Raw genomic sequence first — 2,955 nt, forward strand, 5'->3', positions numbered from 1 at the left:
GCCTGCTCCAGCCGCTCGATCATCGAGTCGATCGTGTCGCCGAGCTGGGTGATCTCGTCCGGCGGGCCCTGCAGCGCGAGGCGCTGCGAGAGGTCGTGCTCGGTGATCTCGCTGGTCGCCGAGGTCAACCGGGAGATCCGCCGCAGCGACCGACGGGAGAGGAACCACGCCCAGCCGACGGCCACTGCGATGAAGACCCCGAGCAGCAGCGCCGACCACCCCAGGCCGTTGCGCAGCGCCTGCGCGATCACCGGGTCGGAGCTCAGCCCCGCGGGTCCGTGCGACCCGTCGTAGAGCACCTCGAAGTCTTCGGGGCCGAGGCCCGGCACCGACTCCAGCGCCTGGTCCACCTGCGCCCGGTTCGCCTCGACCTCTCGGTTCAGCAGCGCCGTGAACAGCGCATACTGGGCGACGAGCAGGAAGGTCCCGCCGACGGCGAGCGTGATGGCGATCGCCGCCGTGAGTCGGGCCCGCGAGGTCCAGGACCTCGGCGTCAGCGACGCCTTCACGAGGCAATCCTGTAGCCGAAGCCGTGCACGGTCTCGATGCTGGCCGTGCCCAGCTTCTTGCGAAGCGAGTGCACAACCGTCTTCACGACCGCCTCGTCGACGTCGTCCGAGCCCTCCCAGACGGTGTCGAACAGGGCCGACGGGCTGACCACCCCGCCGGCCGCGCGCAGCAGCTCCGTGAGGACGCCGAGCTCCTTGGGGCGCAGCCGCACCTCTGCGTCGTCAGCCCATGCGCGCTTGGCCACCGGGTCGACCCGGAGGCCGGCCCGCTCCAACGCCCCGGCCTGGCCGCGGATGCGCCGCGACATGGCCATCAGCCGGGCCAGCAGCTCGTCGTACTCGAAGGGCTTCGCGAGGTAGTCGTCCGCCCCGAGCCTGAGCCCGTCGACCTTGTCGCTGGTCTGCGACGATGCGGTCAGCATGAGGATCCTGATGGGACTGCCGGAGTCGCGCAGCGTGCGCGCCACGATGTCGCCGTGCAGCACCGGCAGATCCCTGTCCAGGACCATCAGCTCGTAGGCGCTGCGGTCGACGTAGCTCAGCGCGCTCGCGCCGTCGTGCACGACGTCGACTTCGAACCCGTCGCCGGCCAGCCCGCGGCGCAGCGCCTCGGCCAGCCTGACCTCGTCCTCCACGAGCAGCACTCTTACACCGACCACCGCGCCTCCGCCTTTTCTTCCGTCCGTCGCTCAATCTTCAAGTCCACCAGACGCGAGGTGACATCCCGGTGATAGCCGCGCCGGTCACGACCGAAGAAGCTCGTCGGTTGACAAGCGCACGACTCTACGAGAGGTCACGCCATCGAACGAGGTTCCGCCGACTTGATCGTGCGGGAATTGTCGAACTATGATCGTGCGACTATTTTCGAACGATAGGAGGCCAGGCCTTGTCACCGAGGACCTACCACCACCCCGACACCGACGAGATCGTGATCCCGCGCGTCCTCTTCGCACTCAGCGAGCCACTGCGCCTGAACATGGTGCGCACGCTCGCCGAACAGGGAGAGACCGACAGCATCGACCTCGGACCCGATCTGCCGCGCTCGACCCTGACCCACCACACGAGCCTGCTGCGCGAGTCCGGCGTGGTCTTCGTCCGCGCCGAGGGACGCAAGTGCATGATCAAGCTCCGCGACGAGGACCTCGAGGCGCGCTTCCCCGGCCTGCTCGGCACGGTGCTCAGCGGCTACGGGAGCGCCGAGGACGACCACGAGGAGGCCGACGCATGATCCGCAAGGTATGGCCGCTCGTCATTGCCGCCATCTCGCTTGGGATCGACGCCTACGTGCTCGCCGGCGTCCTCCCTCAGATGGCCGACTCGCTGACGACCACAGTGGCGATGATCGGCCTGGGCGTCACCGCATTCACCGCCGCGTACGCTCTCGCGGGTCCGCTGCTGTCGGGGCGGCTCACCCGCGGCAGCACGGCACGGGCGCTGCTCATCGCGCTTGGGCTGTTCAACCTCGGCAACCTCATCACAACCCTCGCACCGGGAATCGAAGTCTTCCTCGCCTCGCGCGTCGTAGCCGGAGTGGGCGCAGGAATCCTCACGGCCGTCGCGACCGCCACGGCCCCGCTCATGGTCGCCGACCATGAGCGGGGCCGCGCCATGTCGCTGGTGACCTTCGGCCTGTCCACTGGCACCGTTGCCGGCGTGCCGGTCGGGATGCTCATCGGCCAGAGCGCCGGATGGCGTTGGACCATGGCCCTGGTCGTGCTCATCGGCGTAATCAGCATGGCGGCGCTGGCAATCCGCGCGAAGACGCTCCCGCGTCTCGACGCGTCTGCTGGCGGAACCGCTTTCGCGGTTCTGCGATCGAGCCGGACCAGCGTCGGCGTCGCGGCAGCGTTCCTGCTGGGTGTGGCCAGTCTGGGCCTCTACACCTACCTGCTGCCTATGGCCGAGGATCGAGGGCTTGCAGGCCTGGGCTTCGCCCTGGTCTGGGCATGGGGCATCGGCGGCGTCACCGGGTCCGCGCTGATCGGCCGGCCCCTCGACCGCTTCGGCCCCAAGCCCCTGCTCATCGCATTGCCCGCCCTGCTGGCGTTGAGCTTCGCCGTAGCATGGCTGTTCTCGTCGCCGATCGTGTGGTTGATTGCGGCTGTGGTCTGGGGCGCGGCCGGCTGGGCGAGCGTTCCTACACTCCAGCAGGCGCTGACGGCGGATCGGCATACGCAGGCGATGCCGATCATCGCGTTCCAGATGGCTGCGATGTACCTCGGCTCCGCCGTCGGCGCGGCGCTCGGCGCCGCACTGCTGACTGCCGGCGTTGGAGCCGCGGATCTTGCCGCTTGGGCGCTCCTTCCCGCCGTGCTCGCGCTGGCGCTCACTGCTTGGATCGCGACGCGCGCCACAGTGCGCAAGGCACCCGAGTCTGCGCAGGTGGAGGCGTGCAGCGTCGCATGATCGAGTATCCGATGGTGCTGTGAACACATACGCGAGAACC

General features: G+C 69.0%; 4 protein-coding genes. 2 read left to right on the plus strand and 2 right to left on the minus strand.

Annotated features, from left to right (window positions below):
* Together RIN18_RS17510 and RIN18_RS17515 are read right to left on the minus strand one after the other, a co-directional pair.
* On the minus strand, positions 1-509 hold a 509-nt coding region (locus tag RIN18_RS17510; RefSeq protein WP_309105257.1), incomplete at its 3' end, for a HAMP domain-containing protein.
* On the minus strand, positions 506-1,144 hold the full coding sequence (locus RIN18_RS17515) for a response regulator transcription factor (RefSeq protein WP_309105258.1): 639 nt from the start codon (positions 1,142-1,144) through the stop codon (positions 506-508). The genes RIN18_RS17515 and RIN18_RS17510, both read right to left, overlap by 4 nt.
* Before the next feature lie 251 nt (positions 1,145-1,395).
* Between RIN18_RS17515 and RIN18_RS17520 the strand changes: the two genes are divergently transcribed.
* Together RIN18_RS17520 and RIN18_RS17525 are read left to right on the plus strand one after the other, a co-directional pair.
* The gene (locus tag RIN18_RS17520; protein ID WP_309105259.1) at positions 1,396-1,737 is read left to right on the plus strand and encodes a transcriptional regulator; all 342 of its coding nucleotides are present in this window, start codon (positions 1,396-1,398) and stop codon (positions 1,735-1,737) included.
* Positions 1,734-2,915, plus strand: a complete 1,182-nt coding sequence (locus RIN18_RS17525) for an MFS transporter (protein ID WP_309105260.1) — start codon at positions 1,734-1,736, stop codon at positions 2,913-2,915. The genes RIN18_RS17520 and RIN18_RS17525 overlap by 4 nt, the downstream gene beginning before the upstream one ends.
* Positions 2,916-2,955 lie beyond the last annotated feature (40 nt).

It is taken from the genome of Microbacterium sp. (assembly GCF_031179285.1).
In the GTDB taxonomy this organism is placed as follows: Bacteria; Actinomycetota; Actinomycetes; order Actinomycetales; family Microbacteriaceae; genus Microbacterium.

Excerpts from the sequence above, each read along its gene's own strand:
- RIN18_RS17525 (WP_309105260.1), top strand. The coding sequence starts at position 1,734 with ATGATCCGCAAGGTATGGCCGCTCGTCATTGCCGCCATCTCGCTTGGG.